The organism is Aquimarina sp. RZ0 (assembly GCF_008370685.1).
Classification (GTDB): domain Bacteria; phylum Bacteroidota; class Bacteroidia; order Flavobacteriales; family Flavobacteriaceae; genus Aquimarina.
This window is the reverse complement of sequence record NZ_VTZU01000102.1, coordinates 1-21,355: the sequence shown is the minus strand read 5'-3', so window position 1 is coordinate 21,355 and position 21,355 is coordinate 1. Positions and strand designations below refer to the sequence as shown.

Annotated in this window: 19 protein-coding genes; 11 read left to right on the top strand and 8 right to left on the bottom strand. The window is 31.2% G+C overall.

All coding sequences use genetic code 11. The annotated features are described in order from the left end of the window. The first annotated feature begins 119 nt into the window (after nt 1–119). The 10 genes from F0000_RS24685 (at nt 120) to F0000_RS24640 (ending at nt 8,560) form a co-directional block, all read left to right on the top strand. Nucleotides 120–644 (top strand): hypothetical protein, encoded by a 525-nt coding sequence (locus tag F0000_RS24685; protein ID WP_149627391.1) that lies wholly within the window; start codon nt 120–122, stop codon nt 642–644. 104 nt (nt 645–748) lie between these two features. Beyond that, the gene (locus tag F0000_RS24680; protein ID WP_149627390.1) at nt 749–1,291 is read left to right on the top strand and encodes a hypothetical protein; all 543 of its coding nucleotides are present in this window, start codon (nt 749–751) and stop codon (nt 1,289–1,291) included. A gap of 803 nt (nt 1,292–2,094) precedes the next feature. Next, on the top strand, nt 2,095–2,640 hold the full coding sequence (locus F0000_RS24675) for an RNA polymerase sigma factor (protein ID WP_149627389.1): 546 nt from the start codon (nt 2,095–2,097) through the stop codon (nt 2,638–2,640). A 31-nt stretch (nt 2,641–2,671) separates the two neighbouring features. Beyond that, entirely contained in the window at nt 2,672–3,280 is a 609-nt protein-coding gene (locus tag F0000_RS24670; protein ID WP_149627388.1) for a hypothetical protein, read from the top strand. A gap of 176 nt (nt 3,281–3,456) precedes the next feature. Beyond that, nucleotides 3,457–3,900 (top strand): sensor of ECF-type sigma factor, encoded by a 444-nt coding sequence (locus F0000_RS24665; RefSeq protein WP_149627387.1) that lies wholly within the window; start codon nt 3,457–3,459, stop codon nt 3,898–3,900. Between the two features lie 590 nt (nt 3,901–4,490). Then, nucleotides 4,491–5,396 (top strand): class A beta-lactamase, subclass A2, encoded by a 906-nt coding sequence (bla, locus tag F0000_RS24660; RefSeq protein WP_149627386.1) that lies wholly within the window; start codon nt 4,491–4,493, stop codon nt 5,394–5,396. Nucleotides 5,397–5,713: 317 nt separating this feature from the next. Further along, nucleotides 5,714–5,944 (top strand): hypothetical protein, encoded by a 231-nt coding sequence (locus F0000_RS24655; RefSeq protein ID WP_149627385.1) that lies wholly within the window; start codon nt 5,714–5,716, stop codon nt 5,942–5,944. 104 nt (nt 5,945–6,048) lie between these two features. Then, nucleotides 6,049–7,152 carry a hypothetical protein gene (locus tag F0000_RS24650; protein ID WP_149627384.1) on the top strand — a complete coding sequence of 368 codons (1,104 nt, stop codon included), beginning with the start codon at nt 6,049–6,051 and terminating at the stop codon, nt 7,150–7,152. A gap of 553 nt (nt 7,153–7,705) precedes the next feature. After that, a complete protein-coding gene (locus F0000_RS24645; RefSeq protein WP_223148942.1) occupies nt 7,706–7,897 on the top strand; it encodes a hypothetical protein in 192 nt (63 codons plus the stop codon). A 459-nt stretch (nt 7,898–8,356) separates the two neighbouring features. Next, on the top strand, nt 8,357–8,560 hold the full coding sequence (locus F0000_RS24640) for a hypothetical protein (RefSeq protein WP_149627383.1): 204 nt from the start codon (nt 8,357–8,359) through the stop codon (nt 8,558–8,560). Between the two features lie 119 nt (nt 8,561–8,679). Here F0000_RS24640 and F0000_RS24635 read toward each other — a convergent pair whose 3' ends face one another. The 7 genes from F0000_RS24635 to F0000_RS24605 all read right to left on the bottom strand — a co-directional run bounded on the left by F0000_RS24635 (nt 8,680) and on the right by F0000_RS24605 (nt 17,668). Then, nucleotides 8,680–10,173 carry a T9SS type A sorting domain-containing protein gene (locus tag F0000_RS24635; RefSeq protein ID WP_149627382.1) on the bottom strand — a complete coding sequence of 498 codons (1,494 nt, stop codon included), beginning with the start codon at nt 10,171–10,173 and terminating at the stop codon, nt 8,680–8,682. Nucleotides 10,174–10,686: 513 nt separating this feature from the next. Next, on the bottom strand, nt 10,687–12,189 hold the full coding sequence (locus F0000_RS24630) for a T9SS type A sorting domain-containing protein (RefSeq protein ID WP_149627381.1): 1,503 nt from the start codon (nt 12,187–12,189) through the stop codon (nt 10,687–10,689). Between the two features lie 793 nt (nt 12,190–12,982). Further along, entirely contained in the window at nt 12,983–13,840 is an 858-nt protein-coding gene (locus F0000_RS24625) for a biotin-dependent carboxyltransferase family protein (protein ID WP_149627380.1), read from the bottom strand. Then, on the bottom strand, nt 13,837–14,571 hold the full coding sequence (gene pxpB, locus F0000_RS24620; RefSeq protein WP_149627379.1) for a 5-oxoprolinase subunit PxpB: 735 nt from the start codon (nt 14,569–14,571) through the stop codon (nt 13,837–13,839). The genes F0000_RS24625 and pxpB overlap by 4 nt, the downstream gene beginning before the upstream one ends. Then, the gene (pxpA, locus tag F0000_RS24615; protein WP_149627378.1) at nt 14,568–15,302 is read right to left on the bottom strand and encodes a 5-oxoprolinase subunit PxpA; all 735 of its coding nucleotides are present in this window, start codon (nt 15,300–15,302) and stop codon (nt 14,568–14,570) included. The genes pxpB and pxpA overlap by 4 nt, the downstream gene beginning before the upstream one ends. A 24-nt stretch (nt 15,303–15,326) precedes the next feature. Next, the gene (locus F0000_RS24610; RefSeq protein ID WP_149627377.1) at nt 15,327–16,544 is read right to left on the bottom strand and encodes an Nramp family divalent metal transporter; all 1,218 of its coding nucleotides are present in this window, start codon (nt 16,542–16,544) and stop codon (nt 15,327–15,329) included. Next, nucleotides 16,541–17,668, bottom strand: coding sequence for a DUF2891 domain-containing protein (locus F0000_RS24605; protein WP_149627376.1), 1,128 nt, complete (start codon nt 17,666–17,668; stop codon nt 16,541–16,543). Before F0000_RS24605 ends, F0000_RS24610 begins: the two co-directional genes overlap by 4 nt. A gap of 666 nt (nt 17,669–18,334) precedes the next feature. Here F0000_RS24605 and F0000_RS24600 point away from each other — a divergent pair. Beyond that, entirely contained in the window at nt 18,335–18,898 is a 564-nt protein-coding gene (locus tag F0000_RS24600) for a toxin-antitoxin system YwqK family antitoxin (protein WP_149627375.1), read from the top strand. Between the two features lie 362 nt (nt 18,899–19,260). Here the strand turns inward: F0000_RS24600 and F0000_RS24595 are convergent, their stop codons facing one another. Next, nucleotides 19,261–20,952: a hypothetical protein gene (locus tag F0000_RS24595; protein ID WP_149627374.1), complete on the bottom strand. Its 1,692-nt coding sequence runs from the start codon at nt 20,950–20,952 to the stop codon at nt 19,261–19,263. Nucleotides 20,953–21,355 lie beyond the last annotated feature (403 nt).

Sequence of the window (21,355 nt, the reverse complement as noted above, 5' to 3'; positions counted from 1 at the left end):
TTACTCCTGCTTTTAACAAAGCATCGATTTGTAAATTAAATTTCTGAGATGGGGTACTTATACGTGCATATCCAAATAACATATCAGTTCATTTAAGTGTTAAATCGTAAACTTATAAAATGAACCGATTTATTGAACTTGTCAGCTTTTATTACTTGGTTTCTAACCAAAAGTTCAATAAAACCACCACTAAAATTCTAAAGGCTCATACATACACCGATGCTGTTATTGAAGGAATTGAGTTTAGATCAAATTTTCTAGGAGAACTCCTAGACACGAACCAATTAGATGTTTTTGATAGAAGTGGACTGGTGTATTTATTTGATGCTCAAATAGCATATGCCGATCATTACGCTGATATTGATGTTCCTGCGCACAAGAAAAAAAACAGAAGCAAAACCCAGATTTCCAATATGATGCGCGCGTTAACCTTATTCAATCAAGCGCTTGAAGAAAAAAATATTAACAAAAAGATTCTTCGGTGTGATAAAGTAAATGAAATACACGTAGGGTATTTTCACAATTATCTCAATCACTATGCCTCCAATACCTACAACCGCTTTGTGAATTCTTGCAAAAGCTTTTTTAAGTGGGCTATAAAAACCTATGATTTACGAATGGAAAATCCAGCAGCTACAATATAGACACCATTGGAGAGAAAGAGTTTGCTGATTTACTACAATTGATTACTCCTGAGAACGGAAAAGTGGAACGAATTTCTAACAGTGGAAAGTTGGTAAAAAAAAATATGTATCGCCCCTTTCTCAAAGATGCATTTCAACTAGCACTTCATACAGGAAGTCGAAGAGAGGAACTGATGCGCATAAAATGGTCTATGATTAAAGAAGATAATAAAGGGAATCCATTATATATTGAAGTTCCGAATCTAAAAGTAGAACGATCTCGTCAAAAACTGGGTAAAACCAAAAGTGTTGCCCCCAAAATAATACCTGTTACCAAAGGGTTATTGAAAATTTTACAACAGTTAGGATATAAGAAGAAAAAGAATACTGATCATTACATGATTCTGCCTGATAGAGAAGATCAAACTATAGACTGGTTGGTATCTATTTTATCCAGAAGTTTTAGTCACTTTTCGGCTCAATTAGATACCCAGCACCATTTACAATTTAAATGCCTGCGAAAAACCTATCTGTCCTACTTGAATAAGGCGATGAAAAATGACACAAAATCCTTATCATCACATGCTAATCAAAAAGTGCTTGATACGCATTATATCGATTTAAAAATTATTTCAAAAGCTGTTCAGGATCTTCAAATATTCTCTTAAAACGCGAGAAAAAAATGATAAAAACCCTGCTACAAAACCCTGCTACTCATAAAAATAAAGATTCTCGATTTGTTTGTCTCAGTAAAATTCAAAATTACAATTCACTATATAACAAAGGATTAAATACTGTAAAACAAAAAAGAGCGTCTCCACGCTCTTTTTCTTCACACAAATCATCTTAATTTAGGGGTTATTCTAAAATTAAAACTCACTTTTATAAAACTCTAACTCAAATGAAAGCAAAATATTAATTTTGTTTCACAGTGTAAACATACAGTATTTTTTAAAATAAAAAAACAAAAACAATAATTTTAACTAAAATATATACTTTTAAACTATATCATTACAAATAATCATACAATTAAGTAGTATTAAACCTACAATAATTGCAAAAACAAAAAAGAGCGTCTCCACGCTCTTTTTTCTTCACACAAATCATCTTAATTTATAGGGGCTTATTCTAAAATTAAAACTCACTTTTATCAAAAGCTATCATTTTTAGAGGAATGATAGTATTAACTCATTATTACAAAGCAAAGGTATAACTTTTTTACACATAAACAATATTTTTAAGCATTTTATCTAAAAAAAACTAATTTTCCTACAAAAAAAAATCAAGTCTTACTTTTATAATAAACTACCTCTGGGCAAACTCAAGAAGCATTTATTAAAAAAACATTTCAATTTCAAGGCGAGCCTCAGAATATTTAAATCTTAATTATCGAGTGTAAGAATAACTAAACCATTTTTAATTATTTTAGTCTAATATATTATAGTAATCATTTTATAACCGCCATTTGCCTTTGAACACTGAAGAAGAAAACTTACTCGCTGAACTACAAACAGCTGGAAACATAGATATAGCCTTTGCCAAACTTGTATCTCTATACAAACAAAGACTATACTGGCATATCAGAAATATGGTTAAAAACCATAATGATACTGATGATATTTTACAAAATGTATTTATTAAAGTATATCGAAATATTAATAAATTCAAAGGTGATAGCAAACTATACTCCTGGTTATACAGGATTGCAACAAACGAATCTATTACATTTCTTAATCAAAAAGCAAAAAAACTTAATATTACGGATGAAGAATTGGTTTATCAATTAATAGAAAAGCTCGAAGCAGATGTATATTTTGAAGGAGATGAAATTCAAATAAAACTCCAAAAAGCAATCGCTACATTACCAAAAAAACAACAACGGGTATTTAATATGAAGTACTTTCAGGAATTAAAATATAGAGAAATCTCAGAAATTCTGGATACAAGTGAAGGCGCTCTGAAAGCTTCATACCACCTGGCTTCAAAAAAAATTGAAGCCTTTTTAAAAACTAATTAAACTTTTTTACGTTTATAATGTCTAATAATTAGTGGAAACAAATAATTTACATAACAATAAGAGTGGGTTTAAAACTCCAGAGGATTACTTTGAAAATTTTGATAAAAAACTATCAAAGAAACTTAACGATTCTGCAACATCTATTTTTCCTAATGCACAAAAAAACAGCTTAGACATTTCAGAAAATAATGTGTTCAGGAATTTAACCAAAAATAAAGAAAAACCTTCTATAACATTAAACAATTTAACATCCGGAATGCTGCTACCGGAAAATTACTTTGAGGAAGTAGAGAAACGTATTTTACAAAACACTATTCAATCTAAAACTACAAGTAAAACTATTTCTTTATTCTCTAAAAAAAACATTTTATATGTTTCAGGTATCGCTGCAATGATTGCCATAATCTTATCTATTACTATATATAAAAACAAAGATTCTTTGATTAATATTAACTCCTTAGAATTATCTGATATCCAGGAATATTTTGAAGGAGAAGATGTATATATTGATGAAAACATCGCATTACTATTTGAAGAGAAAATAAACCTTTTTGATACGTTTGATACATCTGAAGTTAGTAACGAAACCTTATTAGACTATTTATCAGATGAAGAATTCGAAAGTGAAACTATAGATTAAGTAAACTACCTCGGGGCAAGCCCACGAGGCATTTATTGGAAAAAACATGTTGATTTCGAGGCAAGCCTCGGAGCATTTAAATCTCGATTATCGAGTAAAAAATACTGTCAAACCAAAGTATACAGCTAAAAAACATCTTATTTAGCATTAAATTTTATTTGAGAAAAATGAAAAAAATGAAAAAAATATTACTTCTAATTTTTATTGTAGGCACAATAAGCATTTCGTTCGGTCAAAAAGGTTCTAGAGAAAAAGTAAAAGCATTCAAAATAGCATATCTAAGTGAACAATTAGATTTATCCAGTGAAGAAGCGCAAAAATTCTGGCCAATTTATAACGATCATGATAAAATTGTAAATCAAGTTAAAAGAGAAGGACACAAATCATTAAAAAGAGTAAGAGAGTCGGGAGGTATCAATAAATTAAATGAAGAAGATGCTAATGAATTAATACGTGATTATCTAAATGCAGAAGAGAAAAAAAATCAGTCCAGAATAAACATGATTAAAAATCTAAAAAATGCCATTTCTAACAAAAAAATACTCAAATTGATCGTCGCAGAAAAGGATTTTAATAAACGCTTACTTAGACATTTAAGAGATCGAAAAAAAAAACAATAAGAAAATAATGAGCTTGTTGTAGTGTATTTATTTTTTGGAGGTTTTAAAAGTTACCTAGGCTATTCAATTTTTTCCAATCGCAATTGCTGTACTAGCATTCATAAAGCGAATTGTATAAAAACTCTCATTACTAATAGTATGCCAGGTAACTCCAGAATCATTCGAAAACAGAAATTCCGGTAAAACCTACTCCTACCATTCCTTTAGCTTCACTGTTAGCAATATATCGAATACAACTTTATATCATGCTCCTACTCCATTCACAACTAGATTCCAAGTCTTTCTCCCATCTTTTGTAATTGCCCTATTTTCATCATTATTTTTGGGATTCACTAACAATGAAGTCCACTCACAACAACCGGCTTTGTAAGCAGGTTATCTGGTAATCGTGGAAATGTTTTGAGACATGCTTTTTTAAAGATTCTGGATCTGGTCGCATTATAAAAGACTTACCTAAAAACAAATCGCTTCCATTATGAATCTTCCAGCTTCGTTTGTGGATCTCAATACCAATATATAACTTTGGATAGGAACTATGTCCAGTTTTCATACCTTAAACGTCAGTTTATCTATAACCACTACAAAAACAAATGATAAAAAAAGTAACATCTTTACTTCTATTATTCTTATTGACTCTTCATTCGACTAAAGCACAATCTATTGATATTCTAAGAAAAAGAATAGAAAAAATCTTAGAAGATAAATCAACCACTGTTGGAATTGCAATCAGAGGTATCAATCCACGAGATACGATTTCTATTAATGGGAATAAACGCTTGCCGATGCAGAGTGTGTTCAAATATCACTTAGCGTTAGCTGTGTTACATCAAGTTGACCAAGGAAAGTTAAGTTTGGATAAGGTTATTTCAATGGATAAAGAGCTACTGGAATCATATCAGTATTTATGGAGTCCACTTCGCAAAAGATATCCCAATGGCGGAGAAGTAACCTTAGCGGATATACTTAAAACTACTGTTGCATGGAGTGATAATGTTGGATGTGATATACTTTTCAAACTCGTTGGAGGAACAGATGTAGTGCAGTCATACATACACAACATTGGAATTAAAGACATTGCTATAGTTCACACAGAAATTGCAATGCAATCTGAATGGCAAAATCAATATGAAAACTGGACTACCGCCAAAGCTGCAAACCAAATTTTACAACTATTCTTTGAAAATACTGATAATCTATTGAGCAATCAAAGTTATATTTTTCTCTTAGATGTTTTAAAAAGTACTAAAACAGGTAAAAAAAGTATTAAAGGATTATTGCCAAAAGAAACTATTGTAGCTCATAAAACTGGTTATTCAGGAAAAAACGATAGCGGTTTAACGGGGGCTTTGAACAATATTGGAATTATTTTTTTACCAGACGATTCTTATTTCTATTTGAGTGTTCTGGTAAGTGATTCTAAAGAAAGTGATGAAACGAACCAAAGGATAATTGCTGAAATAGCAAAATTGACTTGGGACTATTTTAAAAACAAATAAAATACAGTCAAGTAGACAGCTCAACCCATAAATGATCGGAGTCTCTCTCTCTCAAACCACTGTACTCTCTGACTATGCTATTGATGAGAACCAACTACGTTGCCTAGTTTACTTCAACGTAGAAGTTTTCTCAAACCACTTTGCCGCATACTTGCTTATGGATACGACTTTGCACATCTGGGACGTTAACTGGTTGGGACATTCTTAATAAATTAACTATATTTATCATTTTAAGGTATAAAATACGAAGGTATGATTTCATAACACAAGAGGGACATTATTCCTCTTGCATCAATCGTTGGTAGTAACTAAATAAAATGATAACAACTAAAAAAATAGAATATCACGATTTCGAATTGACCAACGAAGGAATTATAGCCTATGATCAGAAAAATGCTGCGCAAAAACCAACCATAATTATTGCACATGCATATGGAGGACAATCAAAATTTGAAGAAAATGTAGCGATAGAAATTGCAAAATTGGGATACATTGGTTTAGAAAACAACACTACTGCCTGTCAAGTAGATGGGGTGACGGTTAAATAATCGCTGCTACAACTCTCACACCATCATACTTTTTGGCTATGCTGAAAAAACTACTTCATTATAGTACAAAAACCAAACTTTTCGTTTAAAAACCACTACCCAAGATGAGTTCATTTAGTGCTAATAAAAAAATTATGAATACGATAATCTATAAATATATTTTATTTTTAAGTGGAGCAGTTGTTTTAATCGTTGTTGTTATATTCCTTTATAAAAAAAATTATATTTCAAAATTACTATTGCCTGAAAGATTCAAGAATTATATTTTTTTATCTGAAGGTTCAATAGAATCTGAAAACTATGAAATTGTTAAAATAATAGATAACTGGAAGGGAAAAGCGCAAATTGATGGAGTTGTTAAATTAAGGCATCTATTTTTTGATGATTTAAATAAATCTTTTCTACTGTTAACAGATTTTAAAAATTATACCAATCAAGAATATCGTATCATTTGGAAAATCAATAAAAGAGGAGAAGTTATAGATTCAATTAAAACTGATTTTTGGTCTATGCCATATAATTCAGGAATATTTTTTGAAAATGACTATTTCATGGATTGGATAAACAGTGGTAATAAAACAAAGAAAGAATATGCTGCTATTATAGATGGTGATACAATTTCTGAGACTGAATTTACAACTTTTGTTAATAACGCAACTATCATAGATGTAGATCTGAATCATACTAATAAAATAGTACAAACCTTCTTAAACACAGATAAAGAATGGATCAGGATAGATTCTAGAAAATCATATAAAAATATAGACAATGACCATGATCAAATACTATCTAACAACAAACTGAGCATCTACTCAGAAGGTTATAAAAAAAGATTTATTGAACTTGATAATGCTATAAAACCATTTCATAAATGGAAAGATGCTAATAGTCCTCTGTACATAGAAAACTTTACGACTGTATCCAGTCAATCAAAACCTTTTTATGATATAAACAATCATGGAAAGTCTGGTTGGAACGGAATAGGTTATTTTAGGTTATCGCATAATTCAGAATACCTGCATTTTAAAGCATCCATATTTAATGGCAAATCTTTTGGTTATATTCCTAACATTTCTATTTACTATCCCAGTAAAAAAAATCAAGATCTTGTTTTTATAAATCTCTATAAAAATGGTTATGATAATAGACACTATAAAGTTTCTGGTTTATATATGCTAAGAAAGAAAACTTTTATTGATACCGAATAAAAGCAGCAAAGCAACTTTTTATTTAGTCGTTAACAACCATTGCGAGAATATTGTTACTATTTTCTATTTCGATTAGTACTTACTTTCAAGATAGTAAATTAGGGAATATTAAAAGAAGTCTATACTAGAGAAGGTTTTCTGAAATACTGCTTTGACATTAATTACGAGATTTACCGATTATAGTGAGTTTGATGGATATAATAAAAATGTGACACGTTATATTTTAGAATAAAATACTATTTACAGTCGTGTAAACCGACGCGGCAATTAATGATCACATTGAGACACTTATACCACTTTTACTCTTCGACTATGCTACTGTTAACCGATAGGTCAGAGCCAACGATAGTCTGGCTTATTTCAATATATGAGTCACCTCAAACCATCTTACTACTTATTTTACTTGCGGATACGACTCCATGAATCAAAGACTTTGACTCATTGGGACATTCTTATAAAAGAATTATATTTACCATGCAAGGCACAAAAAAATAAACGACATTAAAACACTCGTTTATCTAAATCATTATGTGAAAGTTGAAAATTCAAGATTGTGAAAACTGAAATTAATACTATTTGGATTGACCTTAATGAAGAACTTTATAAGTTCATATTAGGGAAGGTAAAAGATGAACAAACATCAAAAGATATTCATCAAGAGGTTTTCTTAAAAATTAAAATTAAAATTCATCAATTAAAGCATACTTCCAAACTCATACGATTTGTGATTAAAAAATTCGTATAAATTCATTGAATTATTTTTTCTTTATGCAAGGCAAAAAAATCAAGCATAGCTATAGCTACGGTTTATTTTTTAAACGAAGTAGAAAGGAAAAAGAAACGATGAATATGCGAAATTTTTAGTTATAAATCGTATGATCTGCAATATATTGGCAATTAGCCTTCTTCTTCTCAAATTTGAAAAGTGATTGAAAATAATCGAAAGCATGTTGTCGATATGAAAATTTAACGACCTTAAATCGATCTGTGAATTTTGAAAAGAAAGAAGTGAATTGAGATTCAATAGAATCCAGAAATTTTAAAGTTTCTGAATCATTTTTTTTGGCGGGTGCTATCTAGTGTAGCCCACTTGTGTTTAATTTGTAATACTATATTATATGACTAAAATAAGGCGTTTACTATCATTTACCAAAATATTTCGCCCTCTTTTTCTAAGATGACAAAGTAGGAATAAAACAAAAATATGGAGAGTTCTAACTCTCCATATTCCGATACTCGAGACTACAATGAGCAGATTGATATCTTAGGGTTTCATTTTTTTAGTTTTAAGATTAAAATTTTAATTAATGGATACACATTTGTTTTGCCTGATGGGCTACTAATTGTATCCTTTTGTGTGATTACGTTTAGTTTAGTTGATAAGGTTGCACAAGTTGGGCTATGGTAATAAACTGCGTGCCAATAGTATTGACACTAAAAGCTGTAACGGTTTCATAATATATAATTAGCATATTCTAGAATAGTATAGAAGAAACAAACGGATAAGCTTCTAAATAAAATTCAATGCTACTTTACTAATAATTTAAACTGTTTTTCTGTATTCTGAGCGGTTATGTTAACTAAGTATAATCCAGATGCTAAATTATGAGCAACTTTAATTTTACTTGTATTTTGATATTTATTATTAAATACTTTTCCCCCGACAACATCAATAATAGTTACTTTTACTTCTTTGTGAATAGCAGTTAAATCTATATCAAAATTAGTTATACTAGGATTAGGATATACTTTAAAAATGGTATTTATTGCAGTATCATCTATTGATAAAACATTGTCGCTTTTAAAAACTTTTATTTGCCCTACATTTTCCTGTCCATTAATATCCTTACCTCGTACTCCAACATATATAGTATCTCCAGATGGGCTCATACTTAATCCTGCGCCAAAAAAATCTTCTTCCATTTCTCCAATTAAGGTCTCTCCTTCTTGTATCCAACTATTATTTATAAGCTTGAATACTTTAACACTTCCAGAATTTTGCCCATTATCATCACTAAAAAATGCAGATACAGCAATTATATCTCCAGATTCGTTCATCGTAGAAAAGACACCAAAAAAGTCTTCTGATTTTTCTCCTAATAACGTCTGCCCTTTTTGAACCCAATCATTACCAACAAATTCAAATACTTTTACTAGCCCAGAATCTGTACCATTAATATCAGCATTAGCACCTACTATTATCTGTGTTAAGTCTTCATTTGCAATTATACCACCACCAAAATTATCATTTATATTATCCCCAACAATAGGTGATCCTAATTCTACCCATGTGTCTCCTTGTAATTCATACGCTTGAACTCGGCCTCTGTTTTCATTAAAAGCAAGGTCTCCGGCTAAAATTCGAGTCCCATCACTATTAATTTTTATACTAAAAGATAATTGATTAAATGGAGACGTTGTTTGGTCTCCTCCATTAATATCTTGCCCTATTTGCCTCCAGATATCTCCCTGTAGCTCAAATACCATTAGAGTTCCATTTATATTTTTAAAACTTCCTAACGCTATTTTACTACCATCTGGGGTAATATCTACCGACCAGCCGAAAGTGTCCCGAAATGCTTGCCCTATAATTGCATTCCCTACCGTTTCCCAGGTCGTGCCATTAAAGTCATAAACATCAACTCTTCCCGCTTCTGGCTCACCATTAACTTCAAATCCTGTATCTCCTATTACAATTCTATTTCCGGAATCTGAAATAGCTATAGCATCTCCAACAAAGCTGTCTCGGTTTGTTCCTAGTATTTCTTGTCCTTTCTGAACCCAATCACCAGCTACTAATTCATACACTCTTGCTGCTCCAGAATTCGTATTCACCTGACTGTCTGTTCCAGCTCCAACTATCATATAATTTCCATCTCTAGAGATCGCATTAACGCTTAATCCAGCTCCAGGAGTCTCCCCATCAATAGTAGCTATTTCATTCCATTGTTGCGCATGAGTAACATAACATGAGAGGCATAGTATTGTTATAAACAAGGTGTTTAAATAATTTCTTTTCATTTCATTTTATTTTTTATGGTTATGGTATTTTCTAATATTTTAGATATTTATGTAGTACCTGCTTTTTCAACAAATGAGATAAAAATATTTAACAACAACATCAGAGTTAACAATTCTAAAAAAAATGTATTCTTACGTTTAGTTATTTACCATCATTTTTATTGAACTTATCATATATATAAGCAGTTCTTACAGAAGAATCCCTAAAAATAAATTTATACTTTCTATATAAAACAATTGACTCAATCCTATGCATGCACATACATACATCTGGTTGAAACCTCACATATGTAGCTTTGTTAATTATTTTGCTTATCAGCTCTTAATCAATTATTTGTACAACTTAGAGTAGCGTTCAAAAAAATCATAAATAAAGTATTCGATATAGCGTATGGAGAAAATCATAAAACACCATATCCAACTGTATTTGAAGGATTCACTACGAAGTTTAAATGTATAAAGGAGGTGAAATTTTTAGTGTATCATGATGATTTTAAATACATAAATTCAATGCTACTTTACTAATAATTTAAACTGTTTTTCTGTATTCTGAGCGGTTATGTTAACTAAGTATAATCCAGATGCTAAATTATGAGCAACTTTAATTTTACTTGTATTTTGATATTTATTATTAAATACTTTTCCCCCGACAACATCAATAATAGTTACTTTTACTTCTTTGTGAATAGTAGTTAAATCTATATCAAAATTAGTTATACTAGGATTAGGATATACTTTAAAAATGGTATTTATTGCAGTATCATCTATTGATAAAACATTGTCGCTTTTAAAAACTTTTATTTGCCCTACATTTTCCTGTCCATTAATATCTTTTCCTGGTACCCCTACATATATAGTATCTCCAGATGGACTCAGACTTAGTCCTATACCTAAATTATCGTTTTCCATTTCTCCCAATATACTCTCTCCTTCTTGTACCCAATTATTATTAATGAGCTTGAACACTTTAACAGAACCTGAATTTTCCCCATTATCATCTAATGATACAAATGTTGCGATTATATCTCCAGATTCGTTTATCGCAGTAGAAAAACCAAAAAAATCCTCTGGTTTTTCTCCCAATAACGTCTGCCCTTTTTGAACCCAATCATTATCAACAAATTCAAACACTTTCGCTTGTCCTGAATCTGTACCACTAACATCAGGATTAGTATTAGTACTTACTATTATCTGTGTTAAATCTTCATTTGCATTTAAACTATCACCAAAATTACCATCCTCATTTATAATATCCCCTACAATAGGTGATCCTAATTCAACCCATGTGTCTCCTTGTAATTCATACGCTTGAACTCGACCTCTGTTTTCATTAAACGCAGGATCTGCAGCTATAACTCGAGTCCCATCAGAATTAAGTTTTACATCAAGATATAATTGATTAAATGGCTCACTTGTTTGGTTGCCTCCGTTAATATCTTGTCCAATCTGTGTCCATGTATCTCCTTGTAAATCAAATACCATTATAGTTCCATTTGGGTTTTTTAGACTTCCAAACGCTATTTTACTACCATCTGGAGTAATATCTACCGACCAGCCGAAATCGTCCCGAAATGCTTGCCCTATAATTGCATTCCCTACCGTTTCCCAGGTCGTGCCATTAAAGTCATACACATCAACTCTTCCTACACTCGGCTCACCGTTGGCTTCAAATCCATTATCCCCTATTATAATTCTATTTCCTGAATCTGAAATAGCTATAGCATCTCCAAGAAAGGTAAATGGACTTGATCCTAGTATTTCTTGTCCTTTCTGAACCCAATCACCAGCTACTAATTCATACACTCGTACTGCTCCAGAATTCACACCAACTTGACTATCTTCTTCAGCTCCTACAATCATATGATTTCCATTTCTAGTGATCGCGTTATTGCTTAATTTAGCTCCAGGAGTCTCCCCATCAATAGTAGCTATTTCATTCCATTGTTGCGCATGAGTAACATAACATGAGAGGCATAATATTGTTACAAACAAGGTGTTTAAATAATTTCTTTTCATTTTATTTTATTTTATTTTATTTTTTATGGTTATGATATTTTCTAAGATTTTAGATATTTATGTAATACCTACTTTTTCAACAAATGAGATAAAAATATTTAACAACAACATTAGAGTTAACAATTCTAAAAAAAATGTATTCTTACGTTTAGTTATTTACCATCATTTTTATTGAACTCATCATATTTCAATTTTAAGATGCTATTTTTATATATAAACAGTTCTTACGGAAGAATCCCTAAAAATAAAATCATATTTTCATATAGAATATTTGACTCAACCCTTGTAAAAGCATATTTCTGTAAAATGCTTCTTCACTACGCACATTAGGTTCATTTATTATGATAGTTTCCTGGGCAAAAATAATAGCGTATTGATTATTTTGGATAAATTAATATTGCATAAAAGGAAAGAAAATACCAACTAAAAACCAGTGATATCCAGAATACGATAAAAAAATAATCGTTTTCTGGATGTCATACGATTTGTGATTAAAAAATTCGTATAAATTCATTGAATTATTTTTTCTTTATGCAAGGCAAAAAAATCAAGCATAGCTATAGCTACGGTTTATTTTTTAAACGAAGTAGAAAGGAAAAAGAAACGATGAATATGCGAAATTTTTAGTTATAAATCGTATCACTGGTTTAGTATAATAATAGACCATAAAAGGTAATACAAAAAGAATAATAGGTAGTAAAATACTATTTAAACACTCCGGGACCTTCCTAGAGATTGAAATGCTTTTTCCCAATAAACACATAGTAACCTTGCGTCTAGATAGTTTACCTATTTAAAAAGAAACCAGCTTGAGCTGTATTTCTTCATTTGGTCTTTTCTGGGCAATTATATTGATTGATTCTTGTGTAAGTTGAAGCACTCTGGGGTACCCTCCTGTCGTTTGACAATCTCTCATTAAAACAATCAATTTACCAGATGTAGTTAATTGAACAGTTCCCGGTAAAACTGGTGATGTTAACATAGAAGGCAGATCATTTACCAACAATCTTTCTAATGGTATTGCCATACGGTTTCTATCCCTTGAAACTATAAAATCAGTATTCAATAATTGATCCTTTTGAGCCTCAGAAAGCAGTTCATATTCTGGCCCCTTAAAAGCCTTAATAGTTTTTGAATTATCCCAAAAAACAGTTGAAGATACAGAAGAAAAATGATGTTTAAAACTACTATAATTTCGATATGGAATAACATCATTTTTCAGCAACCGATAATGAGAAGTTATATTTGGATAATAAGACTTGCTTTCTAATTTAACCTCAGCATCAAAACCATATTTAATTCCTACAAAACCAATCATTCCATTTTTGACTTTTTTAAGTTTTAAAACACTCCCCTTTTTAACAAATAGTTGTCGATTCATTTTATATCGTACATCATCTAAATATGGTATGCAAACTGCACCCGTAATACTTATTACTGTATCACCATGAAATTTTAATATAGGAGGAACAAGTATCCATTCTATTACTGCACAGTTTTTATCATTATTCAGAACAGCATTGGCTAATAAAAAAGACCTCTGATCCATAGCTCCGCTTTTTGGTACTCCAAATTTACCAAATCCCAATCGCCCCAAATCCTGAATAGTAGTATACAAACCTTGCTTTATTATTTCGACTATGTTATTCATAAAAAAATACTTTCTACTGTAAAAATACCAGAAGAAATCAAAAAACTTATATCGTTATATTCATTTTCTTTAATCGATATAAATTGTATTTTATCTCCCGGAGTAACAAAACAAGGATTTGATATGTTTGGATTAAAAAAATCAAGAGGAGTTTTTCCGATTACATGCCACCCTCCAGGACTATCACAAGGATAAATCCCGGTTTGATTCCCACCAATAGCCACAGAACCTTTTTCTAATTTAGCACTGGGTGATGCCTTTCTGGAGGTGACCAACTTCTTATCTAAACCACCCAAATACAAAAAACCAGGTAAGAAACCAATAAAAAAAACAGTATATAAAGGAGCCGTATGAAGTGTAATTAACTCTTTGATTGTCATGGATTTTTTGCCGGCAAAAGATTCGAGTTCTGGAGCAAGTTGAGAAGAGTAACAAACTGGTATTTTCCACAAACGTTTTTTTGAGCTCTTTTTCAAGAAATCATCAGAATACAATGATTTAAGCATCAGAACCTCACTATAGAAATCTTCTATAACGTCTACATAACAAACTAACAACCAGTTATAAGACGAGATTACTTCAACAATTACTTTATTATAATAATTTTCTATTTCATTTTTATAAAAAAGAAGAGAATCTAGCAAAATTTCATCAATTTCTGAAGAACCCTTGATCAAAATTGCATTCTCTGTATATTGCTCATACTGAAATTCGAATTTATTTTTCTTCATTTCAATATAAAATTTAGATCTAAAAATCTTTTATGCATATACTCTAGAATCTGAACAGACTTTGGAGTATCGCCATGCACACAAATGGTATCAAAAAAAATTGAGCGCTCCTCTCCTTTTATTGTTTTTACCTTTTGATCTGACACCATGGTATATACATGATTAAAAACTTTTTCCGGATCAGAAAGCACTGCATTTTTTTCTAAGCGAGAAACCAAGCTGAGATCTTCATTATAATTACGATCAGCAAACGCCTCATGTCTAACTCTAAAATGATCATCACAAAGATAAGAAATCATAGATTCTTTTTGAGTAATAATATATAAACTTGCATCTACATTTTTTACAGCATTCAAAATAGCTCTTGCCACTTCTTCATTTTTCATTGCTTCATTATATAAAGCTCCATGAGGTTTTACATGATGCAATACTCCTCCTGCACTTTCGGTAAGTGTTTTAACTTTAAATATTTGATTTGTCAACGTAGCCACTAATTCATTAAAAGAAATATTCATCACCTTGCGACCAAAATTCTCCCGATCCGGATATGAAGGATGTGCTCCTATTTCTGCCATATTCAAGAGAGCCAAATCTATAGTTTTTTTAATAACATCTTCATTCCCGGCATGTGCTCCGCACGCAATATTACACCAGGACACATATGGCAATATCTGATCATCAAAACCAATCTCTTCTCCTACATCAGAATTTAATAAAACCTTCTTATTCATTCCTACTTTTATAAAAGATTATTCTTACATATTTTCAAATACTTTCCAGACACCTCTTATCCCTAAAAAAAAGGCAATAATAACGATAAAAATTCCCACGATATTTTGTTTCCAGGAATTGGTATAATCTCCCAGTATTTTTCTTCTATTCATGACCCACACGAGAAAGGTGGCAATTATGGGTAATAATAACCCATTAGCAATCTGAGCAAATTGTATAATCATTATTGATTTTATCCCTAATGAAGAAAACAGAACACCTAATAAAAGTATAAACATCCATACCAACCTAAAGGAATTACTTTTTAATCCATCTTTCCAGCCAAGACAACCTTTTACCACATAAGCTGCAGCTAATGGAGCAGTAATAGCTGAAGTTATTCCTGCTGCAAACAGTCCTATTGCCAATACATATTTTGCTGTGGCGCCAAATACCGGTTCTAAACTTTTTGCCAGATCAGCGGTGTTGCTTATTTCTTCTGATTGTATGGCTGCTCCGGCTATAATAATCGCCATAGATACGATACCTCCCAGTATAATCGAGACTACAGTATCCTTTCTGGCTTCTGGTAATTCTTCTTTTGATTTCCACTTTTCGCTAACAATAGATGCATGAAGAAATAAGTTATATGGCACTACCGTTGTACCAACCAATCCAACTATCATCAATAATTTTTCTGTATCCATATCGGGAACAAAACCAGATAGCATATCAGAAATATCAGGCTTAGTAGCAATTGCGGTTACTATAAAAGCTACACTCATTAGCAATACCAATACAATAAGACTACGTTCTAACATTTTGTAGTTACCGATATATAATAGAATAAATGCAATAATACCTATAACTATAGGTAAATAATTTATACTATAATTTTGTGGATCTAGCGGAGTTCCATCTAATATTGTAGACAACCCTAATACACCTCCACTTATGTTTCCTGCTTCATAAGCTGCATTGCCCACAAAAATTGCAGATAGAATCAAAGCAATCAATATCCATCTTATCACTTTATTTTCAAACTGTGATTTTAGCACTTCGCTAAGCCCTTTTTGGGTTACTACTCCTAATCTGGCTGCCATTTCTTGCAGCACGACACAAGCAGTTATAGACAATACTAGTGCCCATAGTAATGTATACCCAAATTGTACTCCCGCCAGTGTACAAACTGTTACTGTTCCAGGGCCAATAAAAGCCGCAGTCACAAGAGTTCCCGGGCCTATTTTAAAGATTTTCTTCATGGTTGAGTACCCGTATTAAGTGCATAAATTGCAAAGGAACCTAGCCAGTGACCACCTTCATAACTATCCCCCACCAGGTTTGGTAAAGAATACTTACTATGATTATTAGCTATATAATATAAATGTTCATATGCTGGATATTGTATAGCTAACCCATATAGAACCCAGGCTCTACTAAAGTTGAGACCATCCAGATGTACCAATTTACCATCTTTTCTATCAGAAACCTCTCCTACTTTTAAATCAAAATTTTTGGAATTAATCTGTGGCATAAAATCCATAATCCAATGATCAAATTCTTCTTTGAGCAATACTCTCCTCATTAGGTCAATTTCTTCAAGACACGGTGATAAAAAATCATACCCACTAGGTTCCCAGCCTATTGGACAATCAGCATCTTTTATATAAAAATCTTTTGCTCTGTTCTCTATAAGTTGTTTTAACGCTGTGTTTTTAACTGTATTAGCATAATCCCAGGCAAAGCTTAGCCCGAATGCGGTATTTGTATGCTCTCCTACTCTAATCGGGTAGTTAAGTTTTGGCAAAAAATCAATATATCTTTTGACAACAAGATCTGTTAATGGTTGTAAATTCATCTCTAACTCTCTAGCCAATGGATCATTCCAGGTATGCAATTCTTCTACCAGTTTTAACAACCATGCCCAACCATATGTTCTTTCGTATGATGTATTATGTTTTCCTAAAAAATAAACAACTTCTTGCTCTATATTTTCTTTGGTAATATTCTCTTTTAACTTTAGCCTTGCTTCTTCTCTTTTATCAAGTTTGGGAAACATCTTAAGCAGTTTTATAAGTGACCAATGTCCATGGACTGAGGAATGCCAGTCAAAACATCCATAAAATGTGGGATGCAGTTCTCTCGGCTCTTTTATATCCTCCTTATTACCAATTGTTTGACCTAGCTTATTCGGATATTCTGTTTGCAAGCAAGCTAGTGGTAATTCTGCTAAGATATTAGCCTGTTTTATGTTTAGCTGTAACGGCTTTTGAATCGGGAGTGTAGCTTTTTCCTGCAACGTAGATTCCTTTTTTATAGGTTTAGAACTGTCTTGACAACTCCAAAAAGCTACAATGAAAATCAAAAAAAATAGAATACGGTTCATAATCAATATTTTAAAAAATCTAATGTGTAGATTCTTCTAAAAATATTGATTTATTAAATTTTACTCATGCGATTGTTAATAACAAAGATAAATAGTTTATAAATACCTTTTTATTATTAATAAAATCGGACAAAACTCAGGCCTATTAGCTGATGTATACTTATGAATACTACTACCAGTTCTTAGATGAAAGATCATCTAAGAACTGGTAGCAATTATTGTTTCTGTGCTTTCTGATAGTTTCTAATAGTAAGACCTCTTTGATACATATTTTTATCACAACAAATCCTTTCTACAGCAATAACACCATACCGAACTTGAATAAAACTGTGCCAACACTACTTTTTTGGTCACTTATTTATCGTGGAACTCATCCTCAGTACTGCTTTGACCTACAAATTTTACAGGTTGCACGCTAATTTTGCTGGCTTTTTTAACCGTATGACTACGCTGAAAAAAACTTACTTTATTCAAAAGTCAAACTTTTCGATTGAAAACCACTACTCATGATGAATTCATGATCAAAAACAATAAATACATCAATAATCATAAAAAAAAGACACCCCTTTTTCAGGGTATTTAATTTCCCTATTTAAAGTATACCACAAACTTCCTAATTATAAGACCTTTGTACTTATCTCAGTAACCTTTTATAAGATCAAAAACATGAAACAAATCATACTATTCTTTTTACATTTTATGATAACATTTACCGCTTTAACACAAGAACTAAACACTCTAAAACTGATGGATGACCAATCCAAACTCTCTTCTGAAATTTCTAAATCTAAAAAAATCATAGAAAAACGATATTATATAAGCGGAGAGCTAAAAGAGATTAGAGAAACTATTGATGGCAAATTAACAGGCAATTGGAAACTTTATCACAAAAACGGAAAACTCAAAAAAGAAGGTAATTTCTATAATGCTGCGCCTCATGGTACATGGAAAATATATAATAAAAAAGGAAAACTGGTATTCATTGAGAATTATGAAAAAGGTATTGAACATGGAATCTGGAAAACATTACATCCAAATGGAGAGGTGAAAATTGAAGGAGAGTTTATTCAGGGAAAAAGACAAGGAAACTGGAATATTTATGATTATTCCGGGAAAACCAAAAAAATTGTAGTTTTTGAAGATGATATGGAAAAAAGCGAATTGTTACCAGAAAACTCACCAATAGAAATTGACTTATTCTCTCACCATCAGTCATTGACTAATTTTTGAACAGAATTTTTCTCAATAGATCCTGTTTTTTTGACTAATAGATAAATAGTACCTGGTCTGAAATACAGCAACATCAAATTTGCATCTTTTTGCGAAATTTTAATTTATTTTTAATCGTTTGATGCTATGGCATCTACTTCAAAAAATAAATCAAAATTTCATCAAAAATCTTTCAAATTATGAAAGTCGTCTATTTCTGACCAGCCACTAAATATATTCATAATTAACAATCTTCATAAAGAGCATTCTATCGAGAGATAATTAATTTTAATAATACTGTAGATCGATATAACCTTCCTCCAGTTTTTTACATTATCTCTCGATTAAAATACTCCAAATAAAAAGAGTAAATTTTAGACAAACTAAAATATACATAATACTAAATCATCCAGATAACATTCTGCATCCTCTGGCGCAAAACATCTAACTCGAATTTTATCAACATTATTGGGTATAGAATGACACAAACCTAGCTGCGCTATATCACCCCAAGAATTTGACGAATAAGACCTTCTTAAATTTATCTTTACATTATTATCTACATCCAACATCTGTAAGTATAAATAAACAGTACCACTAATTGTTTTTACCTGTCCTCCAAATGTTGCAACTGAACCTCTTAACGTCTGGACATTTATGCTTTGGTCAAAAGTCACTTCGCCTACTAAATGAAAATTATATAATTTAGGATCAATATTAGGTGGGCTTATCAAATTAGCTTCAGCTGTACCTTCCCCTTTCGTATTCCATCCATTAATATTCCCAAGTTGTGCGTTACCATTATTAAGATAATTTTGGTAGGCACTCGAATAAGGTAATGCTAATGAACCATTATCAACTCCATCATAGACTTTTATATCTTTAAACTGTACATAACCATTACCTACGACGTATGAATATGAACCTTCTTTGCCATAAGGTCTATATATACCCGTCTGAGGCAAATACGAACCTGTAATCGTTAAGCCATTTGTTCCTTCATTTGATGTAACACATCTAAATAGTGCTATTGTTCTTTCATCTCCATTATTACTATTATTCATAACAATATTACAATCTTGTAAATTCATCTTGGCATCTTCACAATCAATATAGTAATATGATTTAGTATCTTCTTGTTGGTTTGGGTTTTCTATATGGCAATTCGTAAGCTTTATTATTGAAGCACTTCGACCTTTTACACTTACAAAATCAATACTTGAATTTGAAAACACATGGTATCCATGATGTAACTCAATAGAACCGGCCCCATCTGCAATAAAACATCCATCATAAATCATACATTCTCCATAATTTGTCAAACTGTCTGGTGCATATATATGATATTTCTGAGCTCTTGAAATTGCTGTATTTGTAAATTTTACCCGCCAGGCATTGTTAAAAAACCTAACGTTAGTTTCAAAATTATCTATAACACATTGGTTAACAACACAATCATTGTTATTTGATAAATTCCCTCCTATTGATAAGCCTATAACACCAGGGACATGACTACCAACTAAAGCAATACCTTCTAGACTGGATAAAATATTTTTATGATGAGGGTATTTAATTATAGATTGTAAGTTTATAACTGAACCTGATGCACTAATCCCCGAGCAATCTATAGTGGTTCTGTTTCCTATAATCGACATTTTACTAAAATCAATGGTTCCTAATAATGAATTTATTTTATAAGTCCCCGAACTGAACACCATATTTTTTTTAATATTCGCACAGGCTATTATAGCAGATTGAATTGCCGGAAAATCATCTGTTCCGCTGTCTATTTTTGCACCATACCATTCTGGGTATATACCTTCTATATTCCATGTACCTTCAAATAATATATCTTTATCAAAAATTTGATATAAATCTGAATTAATACAGGTATTCTTTCCTTTTAGTGTGCCATTTCTTATAATTCCATGTAAAAATTTTAATACAACACCTTCTGGTATTTCAACAGATACCCCTCCTAAATCATAATCTTCTTCTAATTCCCATATAGAATTTGCATATGTAGTTGGTATTGTTGTAAAATCAAAACCTGCTGGTATACTGACTATATTCATAAATCTAATTTTTTATATTAATTTAAATATTTTTTTGAAAAGCATTTTAAATATGATTGACATAGTTCATAAAATGCTTATCTAATTATAAATAGGATCATAACGTCTTATGATCAAAGTTTTACATATGTATTCTCTAGTATATATGTCATTGGAGAGATAAATGTTACCTGTATTTTCAATTTTTATGTGCAGATGAATTAGCTTCTTCCCTTTCAATATATAGTAATTAGAAAAGATGAGACTACCTAATTACTCATAATCAATACATTAAATTATATGATACTCCCAATGCTTAGGACAGCTTAAAGATATTTTTAATTTCTAAGAAGCCATTTGTTTTTGGTAAAATATTTGATTTGGGGGTACTTTTCCAATTTCAGTATGTCTTCTTTTGGTGTTG